At 72.5% G+C, this 21,411-nt stretch carries 22 protein-coding genes and 1 tRNA gene; 9 read left to right on the top strand and 14 right to left on the bottom strand.

Features of this window, described 5'->3' with window-relative positions:
* Window positions 1–49: 49 nt before the first annotated feature.
* From ABCS02_RS22460 to ABCS02_RS22490, 7 genes are read left to right on the top strand one after another with little or no spacing between them, the layout of a single operon-like run.
* A complete protein-coding gene (locus ABCS02_RS22460; protein ID WP_345837906.1) occupies window positions 50–463 on the top strand; it encodes a VOC family protein in 414 nt (137 codons plus the stop codon).
* Between the two features lie 34 nt (window positions 464–497).
* Window positions 498–722, top strand: coding sequence for a hypothetical protein (locus tag ABCS02_RS22465; RefSeq protein WP_345837907.1), 225 nt, complete (start codon window positions 498–500; stop codon window positions 720–722).
* 7 nt (window positions 723–729) lie between these two features.
* Window positions 730–1,692 (top strand): DMT family transporter, encoded by a 963-nt coding sequence (locus ABCS02_RS22470; RefSeq protein WP_345837908.1) that lies wholly within the window; start codon window positions 730–732, stop codon window positions 1,690–1,692.
* The gene (locus ABCS02_RS22475; protein ID WP_345837909.1) at window positions 1,689–2,108 is read left to right on the top strand and encodes a YciI family protein; all 420 of its coding nucleotides are present in this window, start codon (window positions 1,689–1,691) and stop codon (window positions 2,106–2,108) included. Before ABCS02_RS22470 ends, ABCS02_RS22475 begins: the two co-directional genes overlap by 4 nt.
* Window positions 2,084–3,373, top strand: a complete 1,290-nt coding sequence (locus tag ABCS02_RS22480; protein ID WP_345837910.1) for a sigma-70 family RNA polymerase sigma factor — start codon at window positions 2,084–2,086, stop codon at window positions 3,371–3,373. Before ABCS02_RS22475 ends, ABCS02_RS22480 begins: the two co-directional genes overlap by 25 nt.
* Window positions 3,374–3,383: 10 nt before the next feature.
* Window positions 3,384–4,163: an ABC transporter ATP-binding protein gene (locus ABCS02_RS22485; RefSeq protein ID WP_345837911.1), complete on the top strand. Its 780-nt coding sequence runs from the start codon at window positions 3,384–3,386 to the stop codon at window positions 4,161–4,163.
* Window positions 4,145–5,737: a hypothetical protein gene (locus ABCS02_RS22490; RefSeq protein ID WP_345837912.1), complete on the top strand. Its 1,593-nt coding sequence runs from the start codon at window positions 4,145–4,147 to the stop codon at window positions 5,735–5,737. Before ABCS02_RS22485 ends, ABCS02_RS22490 begins: the two co-directional genes overlap by 19 nt.
* 178 nt (window positions 5,738–5,915) lie before the next feature.
* Here the strand turns inward: ABCS02_RS22490 and ABCS02_RS22495 are convergent, their stop codons facing one another.
* Window positions 5,916–6,158 (bottom strand): response regulator, encoded by a 243-nt coding sequence (locus ABCS02_RS22495; RefSeq protein ID WP_345837913.1) that lies wholly within the window; start codon window positions 6,156–6,158, stop codon window positions 5,916–5,918.
* Window positions 6,159–6,284: 126 nt separating this feature from the next.
* Window positions 6,285–8,105 carry a DUF2207 domain-containing protein gene (locus tag ABCS02_RS22500; RefSeq protein WP_345837914.1) on the bottom strand — a complete coding sequence of 607 codons (1,821 nt, stop codon included), beginning with the start codon at window positions 8,103–8,105 and terminating at the stop codon, window positions 6,285–6,287.
* A gap of 38 nt (window positions 8,106–8,143) precedes the next feature.
* Here ABCS02_RS22500 and ABCS02_RS22505 point away from each other — a divergent pair, with 38 nt between their 5' ends.
* Window positions 8,144–8,584 (top strand): MarR family transcriptional regulator, encoded by a 441-nt coding sequence (locus tag ABCS02_RS22505; RefSeq protein WP_345837915.1) that lies wholly within the window; start codon window positions 8,144–8,146, stop codon window positions 8,582–8,584.
* Window positions 8,585–8,590: 6 nt separating this feature from the next.
* Here the strand turns inward: ABCS02_RS22505 and ABCS02_RS22510 are convergent, their stop codons facing one another.
* The 11 genes from ABCS02_RS22510 to ABCS02_RS22560 form a co-directional block, all read right to left on the bottom strand.
* A complete protein-coding gene (locus tag ABCS02_RS22510; RefSeq protein WP_345837916.1) occupies window positions 8,591–9,613 on the bottom strand; it encodes an ABC transporter ATP-binding protein in 1,023 nt (340 codons plus the stop codon).
* Window positions 9,610–11,148 (bottom strand): iron ABC transporter permease, encoded by a 1,539-nt coding sequence (locus tag ABCS02_RS22515; RefSeq protein ID WP_345837917.1) that lies wholly within the window; start codon window positions 11,146–11,148, stop codon window positions 9,610–9,612. The genes ABCS02_RS22510 and ABCS02_RS22515 overlap by 4 nt, the downstream gene beginning before the upstream one ends.
* Before the next feature lie 14 nt (window positions 11,149–11,162).
* Window positions 11,163–12,200, bottom strand: a complete 1,038-nt coding sequence (locus ABCS02_RS22520) for an iron ABC transporter substrate-binding protein (protein WP_345837918.1) — start codon at window positions 12,198–12,200, stop codon at window positions 11,163–11,165.
* Window positions 12,201–12,293: 93 nt separating this feature from the next.
* A complete protein-coding gene (locus ABCS02_RS22525; RefSeq protein ID WP_345837919.1) occupies window positions 12,294–13,025 on the bottom strand; it encodes an ABC transporter permease in 732 nt (243 codons plus the stop codon).
* Window positions 13,022–13,771 (bottom strand): ABC transporter ATP-binding protein, encoded by a 750-nt coding sequence (locus ABCS02_RS22530; protein WP_345837920.1) that lies wholly within the window; start codon window positions 13,769–13,771, stop codon window positions 13,022–13,024. Before ABCS02_RS22530 ends, ABCS02_RS22525 begins: the two co-directional genes overlap by 4 nt.
* A 35-nt stretch (window positions 13,772–13,806) precedes the next feature.
* A complete protein-coding gene (locus ABCS02_RS22535) occupies window positions 13,807–14,415 on the bottom strand; it encodes a TetR family transcriptional regulator (protein WP_345837921.1) in 609 nt (202 codons plus the stop codon).
* A 121-nt stretch (window positions 14,416–14,536) separates the two neighbouring features.
* Window positions 14,537–14,609 (bottom strand) — tRNA-Arg (locus tag ABCS02_RS22540).
* Between the two features lie 32 nt (window positions 14,610–14,641).
* Complete coding sequence (locus ABCS02_RS22545; RefSeq protein ID WP_345837922.1) at window positions 14,642–15,238, bottom strand: asparagine synthase; 597 nt, start codon at window positions 15,236–15,238, stop codon at window positions 14,642–14,644.
* A 6-nt stretch (window positions 15,239–15,244) separates the two neighbouring features.
* Entirely contained in the window at window positions 15,245–15,682 is a 438-nt protein-coding gene (locus tag ABCS02_RS22550) for a YdeI/OmpD-associated family protein (protein ID WP_345837923.1), read from the bottom strand.
* A gap of 22 nt (window positions 15,683–15,704) precedes the next feature.
* Window positions 15,705–16,646 (bottom strand): aldose 1-epimerase family protein, encoded by a 942-nt coding sequence (locus ABCS02_RS22555; protein ID WP_345837924.1) that lies wholly within the window; start codon window positions 16,644–16,646, stop codon window positions 15,705–15,707.
* Window positions 16,647–16,700: 54 nt separating this feature from the next.
* Complete coding sequence (locus ABCS02_RS22560) at window positions 16,701–19,037, bottom strand: MMPL family transporter (RefSeq protein WP_345837925.1); 2,337 nt, start codon at window positions 19,035–19,037, stop codon at window positions 16,701–16,703.
* Between the two features lie 118 nt (window positions 19,038–19,155).
* Here ABCS02_RS22560 and ABCS02_RS22565 point away from each other — a divergent pair, with 118 nt between their 5' ends.
* A complete protein-coding gene (locus ABCS02_RS22565; RefSeq protein WP_345837926.1) occupies window positions 19,156–19,725 on the top strand; it encodes a TetR/AcrR family transcriptional regulator in 570 nt (189 codons plus the stop codon).
* Here the strand turns inward: ABCS02_RS22565 and ABCS02_RS22570 are convergent.
* Window positions 19,722–21,257: a carboxylesterase/lipase family protein gene (locus ABCS02_RS22570; RefSeq protein ID WP_345837927.1), complete on the bottom strand. Its 1,536-nt coding sequence runs from the start codon at window positions 21,255–21,257 to the stop codon at window positions 19,722–19,724. The two genes, ABCS02_RS22565 and ABCS02_RS22570, sit on opposite strands and share 4 nt — an antisense overlap.
* Window positions 21,258–21,411: the final 154 nt, after the last annotated feature.

A 21,411-nucleotide genomic window follows, 5' to 3' on the forward strand; every position in this document is an offset into this window, starting at 1 on the left:
CTGGGGGTGCCTCCGGGTCCCCGGGGCGTCCACGATTCCGGGAGCAGCCATGCTGACGCTCAACCCCTACCTCTCGTTCCAGGGTCAGGCCCGCGAGGCCATCGAGTTCTACCAGAGCGTCCTCGGCGGCGACCTGCAGATCATGACGTTCGGGGACATGCCCGACCTCGGCACCGAAGCGAGCGAGAACGACCTCGTGATGCACGGACAGCTCGAGACCCGCGACGGCTTCACCATCATGGCCTCCGACACCCCGAGCAGCATGCCCTACGTGCCTGCGGCCGGCGTCTCGATCTCGGTCAGCGGCGACGACGAAGCCGTTCTGGAGCAGTACTGGGACGGGCTCTCGACGGGCGGCACGATCGCCCTGCCGTTCGCGCCCGCGCCCTGGGGCGGCCGCTTCGGCATGTTCACGGACCGGTTCGGCATCTCCTGGATGCTGAACCTCAACGCCCCCGCCTGACGCCCGGTCGCCGGCGGCCGGTAGCCTGGACGACATGGCATCCTCGGGCACCGGCTTCCCGCGCGGCCGTGTCGCGTGGATCGTCGGCACCGTCGTCCTCATCGGCGGCGGCGTGCTCGTCGGCCTCCTCCTCGGGAACCTCTGGACCGGGCTCGTGCTCGCCGCCGCCGTGTCCGTGGGCTGGCTCATCGCCTACGAGTCGTCGCGCGGCCGCAACGTCGGCCTGAACGACCGCGACGACGACGGCGCGCAGCTCTGACCCGCCCGTGAGCGCCCGCGTCCTGCCGGCCGCGGCGATCGGCGCCGCGGTGGCCCTGTGGTCGGTCACCTACGTCCTGTCGGGGTGGGCGCTCGAGACCGGATCGGCGGCCGTCCTCTCCGTCGGCCGGTTCGGGCTCGCGCTCGTCGTCCTCCTGCCGTTCGCCGCCCGGCGCCCCGGCTTCGCCGCCGCGATGCGCAGCCCCCGCACGATCGTGCTGGGCCTGCTCGGCGTCACCCTGTACTACGCCCTCGCGAACATCGGGCTCCTCTTCACGACGGCGGGCACCGCGGCCCTCGTCGCGTCGTTCATGCCGGCGATGACGGCGATCGTCGCGCTGATCGTCCTCCGCGAACGCATCAGCGGCCGCACCGGGATCGGCCTCGGGCTGGCGACGATCGGGGTGGCCCTCATCTCCACGGCGGGTGTCCAGGTGGATGTGGGCGCGATCCTCAACCTGCTCGCCGTCGTCGCCTACGCGCTGTACACCGTGCTCCTGCGTCGCGAGGACGGCTCGGCGCTCGGCCGGGACGCCCTGTCGCTCGCCACCGCGACGATCGCGTGGGGGACGATCCTCATGCTCCCGTGGCTCGGCGGGGAGATCCTCACGGGCACGGCCGCGATCCCCAGCGACCCGCGCGGCATCCTCAGCATCCTCGCGGAGGGGGTGGTGATCACGGCTCCGGCGCTCGTGCTGTTCAGCTATGCCGCGCAGCGGCTGCCCGCGGCAGTGTCCGGCGTCGCCTTCGCCGCGGTTCCCGCACTCGGCTACGGCTTCGCGCTGCTGGTGGGCGAGCCGTTCGACCCCCTCAAGGCGATCGGCGGCGGCGTCGCGCTCGTGGGGGTCCTGATCGCGACGCTGAGCCAGACGGAAGAAGATCTGCCGCGACGTCGATTCCGCGCGACGCCGTTCGACGCAAGGGTAGGAGGATCGCAACGGGCGATCCCGGTCGAGGAGACGAATCCATGAAGTACATGCTGATCATGCGGGCGAGCCAGGAGGCCGTCGAGCGCTACGCGGAGCTCGACTTCGAGGCGATCATCAACGCGATGGGCGCCTACAACGAGTCGATGATCAAGGCCGGAGTGCTGCTCGCCGGCGACGGGCTGACGGACGCGGCGGAGGGTGCCGTCGTTGACTTCCAGTCCGACCCGCCGATCGTGACCGACGGCCCCTACGGCGAGATCCACGAGCTGTTCAACGGCTTCTGGATGATCGACGTCGCCAGCAAGGAGGAGGCGATCGAATGGGCGAAGCGGGCGCCTCTCGGCGCCGGCAACAAGCTCGAGGTGCGGCGCGTCACGGGCGACGACGACTTCGCCGAGTACGCCGACAACGAGTACGTGCAGAAGGAGAAGGAGTGGCGCGCGGCGGCGGAGGGCTGAGCCCCGCCGGGAGCCCTACGGAGCGGGCGCTCGAAACCGTCTGGCGGCGGGAGAGCGCCCGCATCGTGGGCGCCCTCGCGCGGATGACGGGCGACCTGGGCGTTGCCGAGGATGCCGCGCAGGAGGCGCTCGTCGAGGCGCTCCGCGTCTGGCCGCGCGACGGCGTCCCGCGCAACACGGGCGCCTGGCTCCTGGCCGTCGCGAAGCGCCGCGCGATCGACGCGTGGCGACGGACGGACGCGCGCGACGAGCGGTACCGCACGATCGCGCTCGAGCCCGCGGCCGAGGAGGACGACACGGAGCCGATCGACGACGACATCCTGCGCCTCGTGTTCACGGCGTGCCACCCCGTCCTCTCGCGCGAGTCGCAGGTCGCCCTGACGCTCCGGGTCGTGGGCGGCCTCACGTCGGAGGAGATCGCGCGGATGCTGCTCGTGCCCGTGCCGACCGTGCAGGCGCGCATCACACGGGCGAAGAAGACGCTCGGCGCGGCGCACGTGCCGTTCGCGACGCCCGAGCCGGACGAATGGGCGGAGCGGCTCGGCGGCGTGCTCGCCGTCGTGTACCTCCTGTTCACGGAGGGCTACGCCGCCACCTCGGGCGAGCGATGGACGCGGGAGGACCTCGCGAACGAGGCGCTCCGGCTCGGCCGCATCCTCGCCGCGCTCCTGCGGCGCGAACCCGAGGTCCACGGCCTCGTCGCGCTCATGGAGCTGCAGGCGTCGCGGTTCCGTGCGCGCTACGACGACGCCGGCGCCGCGGTGCTCCTCGCCGACCAGGACCGCACGCGGTGGGATCGTGCGCAGATCGAGCGGGGCCGCGCGGCGCTTCGCCGGTCCGACGCGCTGGGCCGCGGCCGCGGGGCGTACGCGCTGCAGGCGGCGATCGCCGAGTGCCACGCGGTCGCGCCGAGCGTCGCCGACACGGACTGGGAGCGGATCCTCCTGCTGTACGAAGCGCTCGGACGCCTCGCGCCCAATCCCGTCGTCGAGCTGAACCGCGCCGTCGCGCTGGCGATGACGGGCTCGCCCGAGGAGGCGCTCGCCCTCGTCGACGCCGTCGCGGCGAGCGGCGCGCTGCGCGACTCGCACCTCGTGCCGAGCATCCGCGGCGAGCTGCTCACCCGGCTGGGGCGCGACGCCGAGGCCCGCGAGGAGCTCCTCCGCGCGGCCGAGCGGGCCGGGAACCGGACCCAGCGCGACGTGCTCCGGACGAAGGCCGCGGCCCTCGCCGAGCACCTCGAAGACGACGGCGGCCGTCGATAGGGTGGGCCGGGTGACGACTCCCCCTCCCCCCACCACTGACGACGCGCTCGTGCTGTCGGGTCTCGTCAAGCAGTTCGGCCCGAAGGTCGCGGTCGACCAGCTGAGCCTCACGGTGCCGGTCGGCTCGTTCTACGCGCTCGTCGGCCCGAACGGCGCCGGCAAGACCACGACCCTCTCGATGGCCACCGGCCTGCTGCGGCCGGACGCCGGGACGGCGACCGTCCACGGCGTGGACGTTTGGCAGCAGCCCGTCGAGGCGAAGCGGATGATCGGCAACCTGGCCGACGGCGTCCGCCTGTTCGACCGGCTCACCGGCGAGCAGCTCATCACCTACACCGGGCTGATGTTCGGGCTCCCGCACGAGATCACCGCCGAACGCACGGCGGACCTCCTCGCGCTCATGGACCTGAAGGATGCCGCGGGCACCGCGGTCGTCGACTACTCCGCCGGCATGACGAAGAAGGTCGCGCTCGCGTGCGCGCTCGTCCACTCGCCGCGGCTGCTCGTGCTCGACGAGCCGTTCGAGTCGGTCGATCCCGTGTCCGCCGCGAACATCGAGGACGTCCTGCGCGGATACGCCGGATCCGGCGGCACCGTGATCGTGTCGAGCCACTCGATGGATCTCGTGCAGCGCATGTGCGATCACGTCGCGATCATCGCCGCCGGACGCGTCCTCGCTGCCGGCACGACCGAGGAGGTCCGGGGCGCCGAGACGCTGCAGGACCGGTTCGTGGACCTCGTCGGCGGACGCCACCGGACGGAGGGACCGGAGTGGTTGCGACAGTCCTGAGGATCAAGTTCCGCGTCCTCGGCAACACCCTCGCGGCCCACCCCTGGCAGCTCGTCGGCTTCCTGTTCGGTGCACTGTGGGGGCTCGTCGTCGTGGTCTTCGCGGCCATCGGGCTCGTCGCGGTGGGCTTCGCCGGGCTGGCACCCGCGCAGGCCGTCGTGACAGCGGCCGGCACCCTGGTGACGCTCCTCTGGGTGCTGGCGCCGATCTTCGTCGCGGGCGTGGACACGACGATCGACCCGAAGCGGCTCGCGCCGTATCCGATGAGCACGCGCCAGATCATGCTGGCGCTCACGGCGAGCGGGCTCACCGGCATCCCGGGCCTGCTCACGATCCTCGGCGCCCTCGCCACGTTCGGCACGTGGTTCCACTGGCCCCTCGCGATCGCCGGCGCGATCGTCGGGATCCCTGTCGGCGTGCTCGTGTGCGTCGTGGCGGGGCAGCTCGTCGCGGCGCTGTCGTCCGGCGGCGGAAGCCGCCGGACGCGGGAGATCGCGAGCTTCGCGATCTTCGGCATCCTCATCCTCGCCGGACCCATCGTGGTCGGCATCATGCTCCTGATCCGGGCGGCGTCGCGCACGACGGATGCGGCCGGGATCTTCGGCAGCATCCTCGAGGGCGCGTCGTGGACGCCGCTCGGGGCGGCGTGGGCCGCGCCGGGCGACCTCGCCGCCGGCGCGATCCTGGCCGGCATCGCGAAGCTCGCGATCGCGATCGCGACGCTCGTCGTGCTCTGGATGCTGTGGCGCTGGAGCCTTGCACAGTCCGTCGCGCGACCCGCGCAACGCCGCGTCGCCCGCGTGGCCGCCGGCCGGCTCGGCTGGTTCGGGCGCCTGCCGAGCGGCGGGGCGGGGGCCACGTGGGCGCGGTCGCTGACCTCGTGGCTGCAGGATCCGCGGTACCTGCGGCAGCTGCTCGTCGTCCCGCTGTTTCCGCTCGTTTTTCTGTTCTACTCGCGCTTCGATGTGACGTTCCCGCTGTTCGCGTTCTCGACGCTCGTGGTCGCGTTCTTCGTCGGCGTGACCCCGTACACGGAGGTCTCGTACGACGGCACCGCCTTCGCGACCGTGCTCGCGACCGGCGTGCGCGGCCGGGACGACCGGCTCGGGCGCATGCTGGGCGCCGCGACCATCGGTCTGCCCGCCGTCGTGCTCGTGGCCCTCGTGACGAGCGGCCTCGGCGGTCGGTGGGCGGAGCTTCCCGCGGTGCTCGGCGCCAGCGTCGGGCTGCTGCTCACCGGGTACGCGGCGTGCGCGGTCTGCTCCGCGTATCTCGTCGTGCCGGTGCCGGCGTCGGGCGAGAACGCGTTCAAGCGCGTCCCGGGGACGACGTTCGGCATGTTCCTGTCGTTCTTCGGACTGTGGCTGGCCGTCGCGGTCCTCGCCGCACCCGAGGTCGCCCTCGCGATCGCCGGCGTGATCACGGGCAACGCGCTGTGGTCCTGGCTGTCGCTCCTCGTGGGGGTCGTGCTCGGCGCCGTCCTGCTCGCGATCGGCATCCTCGTCGGCGGTCGGGCGTTCGACCGGAACGGCCCGCAGCTCCTGCAGCGCCTCCGCTCCTTCAAGGGAATGTGACGGATCACGAAAAGATAACGGCTGGACCTTCCCTTCCGTTACCGGTCCGTTATAGAGTGCAGTCAGGTAGTTGTTTTGCTGTGGCAACTATCCACATGTGATTGCAGGACACTCTTGGTGCAAGGGACAGGGCCGGTCGGATGCCTCTCCGACCGGCCCTCACTCTGTCCAGCATCCGTCAGCGGCCGGTGACCAACCGGGGCCGGGGCCCCTCGACGCGTGCGATCGCGACCTTGATCTCGACGAGCTCCCCCTCCAGCCGCTCGAAGCGAACGTTCGCGTTCTGCTCCAGCCGCTCGAACCGGGCGTCCACCCGCTCGAACCGGGCATCCATGCGCGCGATGACCCACGCGAAGCCGCCGAGCGTCGACACGAGCAGGGTCGCGCCGAGCCCGATCATCGTGAGGACCTCGGGAGACATGTACACATTCCTATTCTGCCCCGGCGACGCCGTCGGCGCACCACAACACTCGCCGACGTCGGGGGCATCCGAGGGCTCCCGCCGCTGATCCGTGGAGAACGTGCGCCTGTCCACAGGCGCTGCGGGTCAGACGCCGCCGCCCCCGCCACCGCCCCCGCCGCCTCCGGCTGAGCCGCCGCCCCCTGCGCCACCCGAGGAGCTGGCGGAGATGCTCGAGGACAGCGAACCGATCCCCGAGGAGAACGCGCTCGGGTCGAACACGGCGGCCCCGACGTACCAGGACGGCGAGACGCCCTCGCCGTAGCGCGCCGCGAGCTCCTCGGACCAGCGCTTCTCCTGCCCGAACACGACCGCGTATGGCAGCAGCTCCTCGTACAGGTGCAGCACCTGCGCGGGATCCGCCGCATCGACGCGACGGCGCTCGGCCCCCTGCGGGGACTGCAGCATCCGGATCCGGTCCGCCTCGGCCCAGTCGATGAACACGCGCAGCCCGTGCAGGCGGTCGCGCACCTCGGCGCCGAGCGGCGACAGCGGGCGGTGCGGCACGATCGACGCCACGACGAAGAACACCACCACCGCGAGCACCATGAGCGCCATCGGGAACGGCACGAACACCCCGGCCGAGAGCGCGGCGATCCCGCACGCGACCACGAGGATCCCGGCGGCGAGCGCGGCGAGGATCGGCAAGCCGCGGACCCATCCCGGCACCGACCGTACGAGGCCGCGGTCTCGCAGCTCGCGCGCTGCCCACCTCTGCAGCTGGCGCGCCGTCGCGGGCAGCTTCGTCGCGTCCCGGGAGAAGTCGAACGACGCACCGGCGATCGGGGCGTCCCCGAACAGTCCGGTGAGCAGCAGCGCGCCGTCGGTGTCCGCGCGCGACGGATCGACGAGCTCGGCGCGCAGCTTCGGCTTCCCGCCCCACGTGCGCCCGTCCTCGACGATCCGGATGCTGCCGGCGACCGCCTGCTCGAGGATCTCCGCCGGCACCGCCTTGGTCTGCCGCCGGAGCAGCACGGCCGCCAGCAGGGCGTCGACCTGTGCCGGGGGGTCGTACTCGGGCACGATGAAGCGCAGCCCGGGGGCGTCGCGCAGGCGCGTCACGCGCAGCACGATCGCCCAGACGAGCACGGCGATCGCGCCCAGAGCGCCCGCGAGCGCAAGCCACCCCCAAACCGACCGGAACGGCGACGCGTCGAACGTCGCGAACGTGCCGGGCGCGAAACCGACCGCGATCGTCATCGTCTCGTGCGGGCCGAGATCCGCCGCCTTCGCGGACACGGCCACGCCGCCGTCCGGCTGGGGCCCGGCCGCGATCTCGCACGTCGTCGTCGCCCCCTGCGCCCCCTGGTAGCAGGCGTGCTGGCCCGTCAGCGCCGGCGCGAGGTCGGCCGGCACGTGCAGCCGGGCCGTCACGGCGCCGAACGGCTGCGGCCAGTCGGTGCCGTTGACGTCCCAGTAGAACTCGTCGTCGTTCGTGTTCGGGAAGTGCCATGTCACGTTCTCGAGCGTGTAGGTGACGACGAACGTCTGCGCGCCGTGCAGGTACTGGTCGGCGCGGGACGTGATGACGAACTGGCCGTCCGTCGTGTCGGTCTCCGCCGGTCGGGGCGTGCCGTCGGCATCCGTCACCGAGACGAGCCGGGGCTCGAGCGGCTGACCGTTGTAGGTATCCGGGATCGAGCGCCGGATGCCGTGGTTCTGGTCGTAGTCCGGGAACACCGCGACGATCGTCTCCACGACGGTGAGCCGGCTCGTGTCGTCTTCGGCACGGGTGAGGGTGTAGTCCGCATCGAAGCTCGCGAACGTGAAGTCGTCGACGTTCGTCGAGACCGATCCGCCGGTCGCCGTGCCGGAGTCGCCCGAGACGGAGACCGCGCAGGCGGTGAGGAGCAGCGCAGCGCCCGCCGCGAGCGCGAGCGCGGCGAACCGGCGCAGGGTCCTGGTCACCACCCCACCCTAGGAGCCCAGCGCGTACCCTTGTCGCCATGACGAACCGGCGCCTCGCGATCGACGCGTGGGAGAGTCTCTTCCGCGCACAGCACGAGGTCCTGGCGGAGATCAGCACCGACTTCGACGCGAGCGAGCTGTCACAGGGCGAATACGACGTGCTCCTGACGGTCACGCGCGCGCCCGACATGACCGCGCGCCTCCGGGACGTCACCGCGAACATGCTCGTGAGTCAGCCGAGCGTCTCGCGCCTCGTCGACCGGATGGCGGTGCGGGGCCTCATCTCGAAGTGCGCCGACCCCGACGACGGCCGCGGCGCGCTCGTGCGCGCGACCGAGGAGGGCGCTCGCCGCTTCCGCGCGGTCGCGACGGCCCACGGCCGCTCGATCGCGGAGCGGATGTCGCTGCTCGACGACGCGGAGCTCGCGACCCTCCGGGCGCTCACCGAGAAGCTGCGCGCGAAGGACGAGGCCCGCTGAGGCGGATCACTCCGCGGCGAACGCGACCCCGGTCCCGCGCACCTCGACGCGCACCCGGTCGCCGGGCGCGGGCACGGGCTCGTACGGGTCGGCGACCAGCGCGAGCGTCTCGGCGCCGGTGTCGAGCTCGAGCTCGACACCCGGGCCGCGCCGCGTGGCGACCGCGACGACCGCGTTCGCGTCGGGCGCGTCGGCGACGATCCGGAACTGCGCGGGCCGCAGCATGACCCGCGTGCTCCCTTCGGGGACCGGCCCCCGCAGCGCGACCGCGCCGAGCGCGGTCTCCGCGGCATCCCGTCCGACGCGCGCCGCCAGGAAGCACGCCGGCCCGAGGAACCGCGCGATCTCGGCCGTGCGCGGGAGGTCGTAGAGGTCCTCGGGCGCGCCGGCCTGGCGGAGCCGGCCGCCCTGCACGATCGCGAGCCGGTCGCCGAAGGTGAGCGCCTCCTCCTGATCGTGCGTGACGAGGATCGCCGTCGCGCCGCGTGCCGCGAGCTCCGCCACGACCCGACGGCGGGCGCGCTCGCGCAGCCCTGCGTCGAGCGCGCTGAAGGGCTCGTCGAGCAGGATGGCGGGGAAGCCGACGGCGAGCGCGCGGGCGAGCGCGACCCGCTGCTGCTGTCCGCCGGACAGCTCGTCGGGATAGCGGTCGAGCAGCTCGGCCGGAAGGCCGACCGTGTCGCAGAGCGCGTCGAGGTCGGGCATCGGCATCCCTCGCACCCCGAACCCAATGTTTCGCCGCACGGTCAGGTGGGGGAAGAGGGCGCCATCCTGCGGCACGTAGGCGAGCCGACGCCGATGCGCCGGGAGGACGCCGTCGGGTCCCGCGACCTCCACGCCGTCGAGGCGCACGGTCCCGGCGGAGGGGGCCGAGAAGCCCGCGATGACCCGCAGGAGCGAGGTCTTGCCGCTCCCCGAGTCGCCCACGATCGCGAGGCGACCGCCGGCGGGCACCGTGAGCGAGACGTCGTCGAGGATCTGTGTCGAGCCGAACGCGAGGCCCACCCCGTCCACGTCGATGCGGGTCATGAGCGTCTCCTCGTCTCGGCGTACATGAGGGCGACCGCGGGGATGCTGACCGCGACCAGCAGGGCGGCGTAGGGCGCGGCATCCGCGTAGGCCACGGAGCTGCTGGCCGACCAGAACTCGGTCGCGAGCGTCCGTGTGCCGTTCGGCGCCAGCAGCAACGTGGAGGTGAGCTCGTTCGCGACGCCGATGCCGACGAGCGCGGCGCCGGCGAGGACCGGCGCGGCCATGATCGGGAGGGTGACGCGCAGACGCGCAAGCCAGGGCGGCACCCCGAGGGATCGCGCCACCTCCTCGCGGCGCTCGGGCGCCTGCGCGATCCCGGCGCGGACGCTCACGAGCGCGCGCGGCAGAAACATCACGAGGTAGGCGACGACGACGGTCGCGAGCGTCTGGTAGAGCCCCGGCACGATCCGCAGCGTCACGGTGACGAAGGCCAGCGCGATGATGATGGCGGGGAGACTGCTGGCGAGGTAGTTCGCCCGTTCGGTCAGGCGCGAGAGGCGCCCGGGGTAGCGCACGAGGAGCCAGGCGAGTGGCAGCGCGGCGAGCGTCGTCACGATCGCGCCGGCGACCGCGAGCCCGAGCGTCGTGGCCACCGCCTGGATCAGGTGCCGCTGGGCCCAGCCGTCGCCGGCGAGGAGCCATCGCGTGATGGTGACGAACGGCACGCCGGCGCCCAGGAGGCCGTAGCCCGCGACGAAGAGGAGCGAGATGGCGACCCCGAGCGGGGCGAGCCGCGTGCGCAGCGCGGGCCGGGGCACGCCGGAGCCGATCCGCGCGAGCCGTAGGCGGCCGCGCAGGCGCGCGTCACCGGCGAGCAGCAGGAGACAGAGGAGCGTCAGCACGACGCCCAGGGCGTTGGCGGCGGGTCCCGCGAAGGTCGACTGGAACTGGACCATGATCGCGGTCGTGAACGTGTCGAACCGGATGAGCGCGAATGCGCCGTACTCGGCGAGGAGGTGCAGCCCGACGAGGAGCGCGCCGCCGGAGATCGCGACCCGCAGCTGCGGCAGCACGACGCGCAGGAAAACGTGGGCCTCCCCCAGGCCGAGCGCCCGCGCCGTGTCCTCGAGCTCGGGATCGAGGCCGCGCAACGCCGCGAGGCACGGGAGGAAGACGAGGGGGCTGTAGGCGAGCACCGAGATGAGAACGCCGGCGCCCAGCCCGTTGATCGAGGGCACCGCGCTCACCCACGCGTAGCTCGCGACGAACGCCGGGACCGCCAGCGGAGCCACGAGCACGACGGTGGCGACGCGGCGTCCGGGGAGGGAGCTGCGCTCCACGAGCCAGGCCCCGGCGACCCCGACGGCGACGCACGCCGGCACGGCGATCGCGACGAGCAGGACGGTGTTCACGAGCAGCTCCACCACACGGGGCCGCGCGATGAGCTCCCACGTCGGCACGAGCCCCGTCGTCACGACGGAGCCCACGACGAAGCCGACCGGGACGAGCGTGAGGAGCGTCACGGCGCCCGCCGCGACGATCAGCCCCACGCCGGGGCGGCGGTGGCGGGGCGCCCGGAGACGTCCCGCCACCGCCGGAGAGGTGCTCAGAGGAGGCCCGCCTGCGTCATCAGCGTGACGACCTGCGGCCCGTTGAGCGAGGCCGGATCGATCTTCGGCGCCTGGAGCGTGTCGAGCGGGGGCAGCGCCGGGTTCGCCGGGACGCCACTGGCGATCGCGTACTCGAAGCTCGTCCCGTCGCGCAGGATGCCCTGCCCGCCGGTCCCGGTCACGTACGCGAGGAACGCCTGCGCCGCGGCCGGGTTCTTGCTGGAGGCCAGCACGCCGCCGCCGGACACGCTCACGAACGCGCCCGGATCCTCGTTCTTGAGGAAATGCAGCTTCGTGTTCTTGCTGTTCTCGCCGGTCTTCGACTGATCGATGTACCAGTAGTAGTGGTAGATGACGCCCATCGGGATCTCGCCCGCGTTGACCGCCTTCATCACGGTCGAGTTGCCCTTGTAGGCGACCGAGTTCTGCTTCATGCCGGCCAGCCACGCAGCGGTCGCGTCGGCGCCCTTCTCGGCGAGGATGGCGGAGACGATCGCCTGGAAGTCGGCGCCGGTCGGCGAGGCGGCCCAGCGCCCCTTCCACTCGGGGTTCTGCAGATCCATGATCGAGGCCGGCAGGTCCGCCTCCGAGATGAGCGACGGGTTGTAGACGATCACGGTCGCGCGAGCCGCGACGCCCGTCCAGTTTCCGGTGCCGGGCACGTACGGCGTCGGGACGGCGGCCAGGGTGGAGGAATCCACCGGGGCGAACAGCCCGGCGTTGTCGACCTGCGTCATGGCGGGCGAGTTCTCCGTGATGAAAACGTCCGCCGGCGAGGCGCTCCCTTCCTGCACGATCTGGTTCGACAGCTCCGTGTCCGAGCCGTTGCGCAGAGTCACCGTCACGCCGGTGTCGGCGGTGAACGCGTCCGCCCACGCCTGCGTGAGCTCTTCGTGCTGGGCGTTGTAGACCGTGATCGCGCCACTGAGCGCGGCGGGGGTCGACGCCGCGGGCGCGGATGCGCCGGACGCGCAGCCGGTGAGCGCCGCGACGGCCGTCACGGCGACCGCGGCGAGGAGCAGGGAACGCTTCATAGGGGGATCCTCCGAGATAGGTAAGGCTGTCCTATCTTATGGGGATCCGGGGCGGGCGAGAAATCGCCCCCGGGCGAACCGGCTCGAGCGGGCTCAGCGCGTGCGACGACGCAGGGTGAGCGACCCGAGGATGAGCGCGGCGACCGCGAAGCCGAGTACGACGAGCAGCGGACCGAGGACCTTCCACCCCTCGTCGCCCGCGGTGACGGCGTTGATCGCGTCGACCCCGTAGCTGAGCGGCAGCACGTTCGAGATCGCGTACAGCGCGTCGGGCATCTGGTCGCGCGGCAGGAACAGCCCGCCGAGGATGATCTGCGGGAAGACGACGACGGGGAGGAACTGCACCGCCTGGAACTCCGTGCGCGCGAAGGCGCTCGTGAACAGCCCGAGCGCCGTCCCGAGGATCGCGTCCACGATCGCGACGAGCCCCAGCTGCCACAACGGCCCGTCGACCTTGAGGCCACAGACGCCCACCGCGAAGGCGACGGTCAGGACCGCCTGCAGGGTCGCGACGATGCCGAACGCCAGGCCGTAGCCGAGGATCACCTCCGCCTTGCCGAGCGGCGTCGTCATGAGGCGCTCGAGCGTGCCCGACCGCCGCTCGCGGAGCGTGGTGATGGACGTCACGACGAACATCAGGATGAACGGGAACAGCGCCAGGATGGCGCCGCCGAACTGGTCGAACACCCCGGTCTGATCGACGAACAGCCACGCGAACAGGCCGATGAGGAGGCTCGGCGCGAACATCATGAGCACGATCGAACGCGGGTCGTGCCGCAGCTGCGTGAGGACCCGGCCCGTGGTCGCGAGCGTCCGGACGATCATGAGGCATCCTCGTTCGCGCTGCGCGGATGCTTCGCGCTGTCACGCTCGATGAGGCGGAGGAACGCGGTGTCCGGGTCGTCGGAGCCGGTCTCGTCCAGCAGGCCGCGCGGGGTCGTCTGCGCGAGCACGCGCCCGGCGCGGACGAGCACGACCTCGTCGCAGCGCAGGGCCTCGTCCATCACGTGGCTCGACACGAGCAGGGTCGCGCCTGCGTCGGCGATCCGCCGGAAGAGCGCCCACAGGCTCTCGCGGAGGACGGGATCGAGGCCGACGGTCGGCTCGTCGAGCACCACGAGCTCGGGTGTGCCGAGCATCGCGACCGCCAGCGAGACGCGCCCGCGCTGCCCGCTGCTGAGCGATCCCACGAGCTGGCGCGCCTGCGGACCCAGGCCCACCTCGCCGATGACGCGACTCTCGTCCTTCCGCCCGACGCCGAGCACGCGTGCGAAGTAGCGGATGTTCTGGGCGACGGTGAGGTCGTCGTAGACCGAGGCGGCCTGCGTGTCGTAGGCGACGCGGCGCCGGAGGGCTGCGGATCCAGCGGGCTTGCCCAGCACCGTGACGGTGCCGCCGTTCACGATCTGCACCCCGACGATCGCACGCATGAGCGTCGTCTTGCCGCCGCCGCTCGGCCCGAGGAGGCCCGTGATGCGGCCGGCCGGGAGGTCGAGATCGAGGCCGTCGAACACGGTGGTGCGCCCGCGGCGCACGCGGAGCCCTCGGATCACGACGGCCGAATTATTCATCACACGGTGAATAATCCTCTCGGCGTCTCCCGTCGTCAAGCCCCGAGGTAGGCCTGGATGGTCGCGCCGACGCGCGTGACGAGCTCGTCGACGGATGCCTCGACGAGCGGGCGGACGCGGAGCACGTAGCGGCCGAGCAGCAGGCCGGCGATCTGCGAGCCCGCGAGCGCGGCGCGAAGCGCGGAATCCTCCCCCTCGACCGTTCCGGCGATGCGCGGCAGCAGCTCGCGCGCGAGGAACTCGGCGAGCAGCGGCGTCGTCAGCCTGTTGCCGATCGCCGCGCGGAGCACCGCGATGCCGCGGCGGCGCACCTCGGGGCGCTCCCACGTCTCGAGGATGTACCGGACGACGCGTTCGCCGACCTCGTCGCGCGGCCCGTCGAGGATCGAGGGGAGATCCCGATCGGGCCGGATCGGGAAGTCCACGACCTCCATGAACAGCTCCGACTTGCCGCCGAAGTAGTGGTGCAGGAGCGCGGCATCCACGCCGGCCCGCGCAGCGATCCCGCGCATCGTCGCGGCGTCGTAGCCGTGCTCGGAGAACTCGTGCGCCGCCGCCTCGAGGATCCGCGCGCGTGCATCGCTGGCGCCGCCCCGCGGACGACCCCGGCGACGTGGCGCCTTCGGCAGCACGTAGTCCGGCACGCGCTCAGCCTATGCCGCACCTCCCCCGCCGACGAGGGGGATCATCTGCGGGCCAGGCAGGAAAGAAGCCCCGGCCAGCGATTTCTCGGCTGACCGGGGCTATTACTGTCTCAACACAGTGTGCGCCTGGAGGGACTCGAACCCCCAACCTTCTGATCCGTAGTCAGATGCTCTATCCATTGAGCTACAGGCGCGGTCGTGCCCGAAGGCACCAGGAGAGCCTACCTCACGCGTCGTCGCGCGACGAATCGGCGGCGTCGGCGGGGTCGGACGGGGCGCGCCGGCGCTGCGCGGCGAGCTCCGGGAGATCGACGAGGCGCAGGCTCTGCATCCGCCCCAGGCGCAGGCGCTCGTAGTCGGGCTCGAGATCGGGACGGGCCGACGCGATGCGGAGGCTCTCGTCGATCGTGCGCGAGAGCTCGGCCCACGCAGCCTCGCGCGCGGCGTGCACGAGCTGGCGCAGCTCGGCAGGATCCTCGGCCCGCGCGCGGAGCGCCGCCGCGACCTGCGTCGCCTGCCGCTCGCGGCGGCGGAGATTGCGCACGTCGCGGCTGCGGTAGTCATGCGTGCCGTCGGAGACGCTGAAGCGGCCGCGGGCGATCTTGCGCTCGCGGCTCGCGCGCTCGGCGTCGGCATCCGCCTCCGCCGCGAGCCCCTCGAGGATGGCGCGCGCCTCGGGCACCAGCCGCTCCACGTCGAAGTCCTCGTCACGGGCGAGGGCCTCGACGAGGATGTGGTTCTTCAGCGCGAGCCGGGTGGCAGCGGCGGCGATGTAGAGCCCGTCGGCCACGACCTCCGCCAGCGTGGGACGTTTCGTACGCACGCGGACTCAGATCGAGAGCTTCGCCACGACCGCCTCGATGCGGCGGGTGCGCGTCTCGGCGGCCTTCGCCGACTCGACGCTCGTGACGTGCGCCTTGCGGTGGCTGGGCGGCAGGCGGTCGAACGCGGCCCGGAGCCCGGCGCCGTCGAGGGCGACCGCGAGGTCGTCCGGCACCGCCACCTCGCGTGGCGCGGTGTCGAGCTCGACCTCGACGGAGATCGCGTCGCCGCCCCGGAGACCGGACTCGGCGCGGCGCTCCGCGCTGAACGGGATCAGGTAACGCCCCTGCATGACGCCGACCGTCGACCGGTACTCGTACGCCCCCACGCGCACCACGACCGCGGGCCGCTTGCCGCCCCCGAGCGACTCGATGATCTCGGGCGACACCTCGATGCCGGTGTTGTTCCCGGTCTGGAGGAGGGTCGTCTGGAAGCGCTCCGTCACGGTCGCGAGCTTAGCGCTCGCGTCAGACGAGGGCGGAGATGCGCCAGGATGCCGACGCCGTCTCGCCCCCCGGGATCACCTGCAGCCCGGTGTCGAACGGGTAGCGGTCGGCGTTGAAGGCGTCGGGCGCGCACGTCATCGGCTCGACGGCCAGGCCGATCCGGTCCCCCGGGTCGCCGGCCGGGCGGTCGGCCGTGTGGATCTGGAGCCACGGGCACGAGGCATCCCAGCTGACCTCGACGCCGGCACCCGTGGCATCCGTCACCCGCACCGCGGCACGGCCGTCCGCGTCGCGTGCGAGACCCGTGAAGGCGTGGTCGATCCGGGCTGCGCCGATCGCACGCGCCTCGCGGAAGTCGAACCGCGCCGGATCCGTGTCGACCCCGGCGAGCTCCGTCGGGATCAGGCGGTCCTCGGTCACGAGCAGCACCTCGGATGCCGGGAGCTCGAGCGTCCAGTCGTCGACGCGGCCGGGACCGGCAACGACGTACGGGTGGGTGCCGGTGCCGAACGGCGCGGGCACGTCGCTGCGGTTCATCACGATGACCTCCTGGCGGAGCCCGTCCGGTCCGAGCGCGTACGAGGTCTCGAGCCGCAGGCGCCACGGATAGCCCGTCTGCGCCTCGATGTAGCCCGCGAGCGCGACGTGGTCGGGCCCCTTGTCGATCACGGTGAACTCGAGCCACGCCGCGAGCCCGTGCAGCGCGTGGCCGCGCCCGGGCTCGGTGAGCGCGGTCTGGTGCTCGGCGCCGTCGAACGTGTACCGCCCGTCGACGATGCGGTTCGGCCAGGGCGCGAGCGTCGCGCCGCGGAACGCCGGGCGCACCTCGCCGGCGCCGAACGGCACGACGAGATCGCGCCCGTGGTAGGTCAGGGAACGCAGCGTCGCCCCGACGCTCGCGACGGTCGCCTCGTACTCCCCCGCACGGAGTATGTGCTGGGTTCCGGAAATGGGCGTGACCATGAAGCTCTCCTCGGCGGATCGGTGAACGGACCCCCCGTCCACGGTAGTGCGGACTCAGCCGACGTGGTGAGTCCGTTCGAGGGCGGCGCCCTCGACGTCGACGTTCGGGATAATCCGGTCCAGCCATCTCGGCAGCCACCACGCGGCACGTCCGAACAGGTGCATGAGGCCGGGGACCAGCAGCATCCGCACGACGAACGCGTCGAAGAGCACGCCGATCGCGAGGCCGAAGCCGAGCGGCCGGATCATCGCGAGGTGCGAGAAGACGAATCCGCCGAAGACGGAGATCATGATGATCGCCGCCGCGGTGACCACGGCGCGGCCGTGCCGGAGACCCGCGACGACCGCGGTGCGCGCCGGCGTCCCGTGCACATACGCCTCCCGCATCCCGGACACCAGGAAGAGCTGGTAGTCCATCGCGAGGCCGAACAGCACGCCCATGATGATGATCGGCGCGAAGCTCAGGATCGGTCCGGGGTTCGTCACCCCGAAGACCCCGCCGAGCCATCCCCATTGGAAGATCGCGGTCATCGCGCCGAAGGTGGCGAACAGGGACAGCACGAACCCGGCCGTCGCGATCACCGGCACGAGCAGCGACCGGAAGACCACGATCATGATCAGCAGCGAGAGGCCGATGACGACCGCGAGGTAGAGGGGCAGGACGTCGGCGAGCTTCTGCGAGACGTCGATGTTGCCGGAGGCCTGGCCCGCGACGCCCAGCGCGATGTCGCCGTCGAGCGGGGAGAGCCCGCGCAGATCCTGCACGAGCCGTTGGGTGGACACGCTCGACGGACCGTCCTGCGGCACCACCTGGAAGGCGAGGACGTCGCGGGCATCGGATGCCGCGACCGGGGCGACCGCGACGACGCCGTCCTGCGCGAGAAGCGTCCGCACGAGCGGCGCCTCGGCCGCCGTCAGGTCGTCCGCCGCCACCGGTGCCGGGAGCGTCGCGATCACGAGGAGCGGCCCGTTCACGCCCGCGCCGAACGCCTCAGACGTCAGCGTGTAGGCGCGGTGGCCGGCGGTGTCCGGGGCCTCCGTCGACCCGTCGGGCAGGCCGAGGCGCATCGTCAGCGCCGGGATCGCGATCACGAGCAGCCCGACGACCGCGAGCGCGACCGCGCCGACGGCGCGCGCGGTGCCCATCGGGCGGACCTCCCGCGCGACGTGGTCGGGGTGGCCGATGCGGGCCCGCGCGCGCTTACCGAGCACCCGCATCCCGAACAGCCCGAGGAGCGCGGGCGTGAACGAGATCGCGACGAGCACGGCGACGAGGACGCATGCCGCACCGACCGTGCCCATGACCCCGAGGAACGGCACGCCCGTGACGTTGAGCGCGAGGAGCGCGATGAGGACCGTGGATCCGGCGAACACGACCGCGTTTCCGGAGGTGCCGGTCGCGAGCCCGATCGACTCCTGCTTCGGAACGCCCGCCAGCAGCTGTTTCCGGTGCCGGTTGAGGATGAACAGCGAGTAGTCGATGCCGACCGCGAGCCCCAGCATCACCCCCAGCACGGGCGTGACCGAGGACATGTCGGCGACGCTCGAGAACGCGAGCGATCCCGCGACGCCGACCCCCACGCCGATCAGGGAGCTGAGGAGCGGGATGAGCGCGGGGAGCAGCGCGCGCAGCATGACGATCAGGACGATCACGGCGACGAGCAGGCCCACGATCTCGCCGGGGCCGATGAGCCCGTCGGTGCTCGTCGCGATGTCGCTCGAGTAGGCGACCGTGACGCCGTCGATGCGTGCGTCGTCGAGAACGGTCTTGACGCCGTCCTTGACCGCCGGCGGCAGCGTGAACAGGTCGTCCTGGAACGAGACCACGCCGAGCGCGGTGGTGCCGTCCGCCGAGACGGTCCGGATCGCCGAGGCCGCGTCGAGCAGCGTCCGCCCGTCGGCGAGCTGCTGCGCCCGCGCGTCGAGCTGCGCGGTGGCATCCTGCAGCTGCGCCGCGGGAAGCTGTCCGGCCGCGGCCTGGAGCTGGGCGCGGGCCGCGTCGATCTGCGCCTGACCGTCGGCGAGCTGCTGCGCCTGCTGGTCGCGCTGCGCTTGCGCGGTGAACGGATTCGTCGTGCCGACGATGCCGTCGAGCTCCCCCACGCGCGTGAGCAGCTGGCCGATCTCGGTCTTCTGCACGTCCGTGAACGCGCCATCCTCGGACTGGAACACGACCGTGGCGGAGAGCCCCGTGAGGTCCGGCATCGCGGCCTTGAGCTGGTCGTTGACGCGCTGCGTCTCGGTGCCCGGGATCGAGAAGCTCGTCGCGAGCGTCCCGCCGAACGCGAGGAGGCCGCCGACGGCGAGGCCGAGCGCGACGATCCAGCCGACGATGACGACCCACGGACGTCGGCCGGAGAACCGGCCCAGCCGGTAGAGGAGGTTGGCCATGGGATGCCTTTCGCGGGACGGGCCTGGGGCGGCGCGCCGTCGAGCCGAGGACAGCTTATCCGACATCTGTTGGAAAAATGACCACGGACCCCCGGCGCGGTCCTGGCAGAATCCCTCCATGGATCCCCGCGTCGCCCGCACCCGCCGGAGCCTCCAGGAGGCCTTGCTCGAGCTGGCGCGGAGGCGGCCGCTCGACGAGATCACCGTGGGCGACATCGTGGAGCGCGCCGGCGTGAACCGCAGCAGCTTCTACCAGCACTACACGGACAAGGACACGCTCCTCGCGGATGCCCTCGAGGTCGCGATCGGCGAGGTGTCGGCGCCGATCGTCGCGGATCCCGACTACCGGATGCCGCCGGCGCTCGTCGCGTATCTCGAGCACCTCGCGGCCAACGCCGCGCTCTACCGCCGCGTGCTCGGGCCGCACGGGTCGGCGCTCGTCGCGAACCGCCTGCGCGCCCGGGTCCACCAGATCGCGCAGGAGCATCTCGCGTACGCGGATGCCGGGATCGAGGGGCTCCCCGCCGACATTGCCGCGGCCGGCATCGCCGGCAGCGCGCTCGGCGTCGTCACGGCGTGGATCGCGCTCGACCCGCTGCCGACCGCCGACGTCGCCGCGGACTGGGTCTGGCGGACGCTGCTCGGCCCCGGGCGCGCGTGGCGCCCGGCCGACGAGGTGACGTCCTAGGCGAAGGCGAGCACCACGTCGCCCCAGCCGGAGCGGAGCGCCTCATCGACGTCGGCGACGCGGTCGTCGTGGTCGATCACGAGCGAGGCTCGGGCGTCGGGACCGTACTGCGGCCACGCCACGGCGTCGGCCGCGTCCGGCGCCTCGCCGCGGGCGAACGCGGTCCACCGGCTCAGCATCCGCTCCGACAGGCGCTCGCCGGCGCGACGGCCGCCGAGCCGGAACGTCGGATCCTTCGGCCGCGCGTCGAGGTTGCCCCAGACGTACGGGAGCTCCGCGCCGTGCGTCGCGCCGAGCCCGAGCAGGCGGAAGAACGGGGTCGTGAAGTCGAACCGGTACAGCCACACCGGCGCGACCGCGGCATGCCCCTCGGCCGCCCAGACCGTCGGCATCCGGAAGCCGATGTCGCGCGCGATACCGAGGCCTCGCGACCGGTGTCGCACGCCCTCGTAGGCGGCACGCACCTGCGCGGCATCCGGAATGAGGAGCTCCGGCTCCTCCTCTGCGAGGTCGCGGAACATCTTGTCGATCTGCTCGTCCGTGATCGGCATGAGCGGTGACTTCATGAACTTGAAGAAGGATGCCTCGTCCTTGTTCGTGCCGATGAGGAGCGGCACGGGCAGGGCGCGGCCCTCGTGCAGAACCGTCACCGGCGCCTCCGGGACGAGGTCGCCGTCGACGACCGGCGCGTACGCGATCGTGCCAGGATCCTCCGCGGGGATCTCCGCGAACAGCTGCGTGCCCGCGGCGACGATCGCGTCGACCCCGAGCGCGCGGAGCGCCGCCGGGTCGCCCGCATCCACACCGGCGAGCTCGAGGAAGCGCGCCGCGACCGTGCGGGCGCGGGCTGGCCCGTACGCCGTGGACACGGGCGCGGATTCCGCGATCGCTCGGGAGAAGAGCTCCGCGGCGGACGGGGTGGCGAGCAGCGTCGTCACGAGGCCGCCGCCCGCCGACTCGCCGAAGACCGTGACGCGCGCGGGATCCCCGCCGAACGCCGCGATGTTCGCCTGCACCCAGCGGAGAGCCAGCAGCACGTCCTTCAGTGCGAGGTTGCCGTCGAACGGGACATCCGGGGTCGCGAAGCCGGTGAGATCGAGGAAGCCGAGCGCGGCGATCCGGTAGTTGAGCGTGACGACCAGGACGTCGCCCTGCGCCACGAGGCGGGTCGCGTCGTACATCGGCTGCGTGCCGGAGCCATACGTGTAGGCCCCACCGTGGAGCCAGACCATGACCGCGCGCGGGCCACCCTCGGCCGCGGCCGGGCGCCAGACGTTGAGGAACAGGCAGTCCTCGTCCTGCACGGCCCCCTCGCCGAGACCGACGACGGGGTTCTCCTGCTGGGGCGCGACCGTGCCGAACACGAGCGCGTCGACGACGCCCTCCGCCGGGGCGGCGGCCACGGGGTCCCGCCAGCGCCGCTCACCCGTGGGCGGCTGCCCGTAGCGGATGCCGCGGAACACGTGCACCGCGCCCGCGTCCTCGCCGCGGAACGCTCCCGCCGGGCTCTCGACGACGACTTCCTGCACCATGACGCCTCCCCTGGCGCGGCCCGGGTCCGCCGCATCCTTCCCATTCTGGCCCCGCCCGCCCCGCCCGTGCTCCCGCCCCGCCCCCGCGGCCCCGCACCCACGCCCGCGGGGCCGGGCCCCCGCACCCACCCCCGCGAGAACGCACTTGTGTCAC

The organism is Microbacterium sp. X-17, assembly GCF_039615055.1.